A 475-nucleotide genomic window follows, 5' to 3' on the forward strand; every position below is an offset into this window, starting at 1 on the left:
GGACGGCGCGGGCCGTCGGCTTGTAGAACCGTGGCCCCTGACCGCGGTGACGCAGTTGCGCGAGCGCCGCGATCGAAATGCCGGTCAGCTCAGCTGCTTCCGCTGGCTGGATGAATTCTCCTATCATTCCCGTCTCCTTCGTTTCGACAACCTAGGAGCCTTCTAGCTGTTGACAATACGGTAGCAACTTTCTCGTCGCTTGACAACAGGAGAGGCTGTAGGCTGTAGAAATGGCGGACTTTCGATCGGAGAAGAACATCGGCGCACGGATCAGATTGGCGCGCCGAGAACGGGGATTCCGCACGACCGAGGACCTGGCCGAAGCCATCCCCGGCGGCAACCTCACACCGTCGATCCTGGAGAACATCGAGTCTGGCCGGAAAGCCGATCTCAGCGTGAGCCAGTTGCTCAACATCGCGCGCGGACTCAACGTCCCGGTGAGTCTGCTGCTTGCTCCGATCGGCACGCCCAACGC

General features: G+C 61.3%; 1 protein-coding gene. It reads left to right on the top strand.

Annotated elements, in window-relative coordinates; genetic code table 11:
- Positions 1 to 230 precede the first annotated feature (230 nt).
- The coding region (locus AC1RP4_RS07705; RefSeq protein ID WP_481763227.1) for a helix-turn-helix domain-containing protein at positions 231 to 475 on the top strand (245 nt) is incomplete at its 3' end.

The organism is Dellaglioa sp. CoH-56-MRSF-10 (assembly GCF_056782175.1).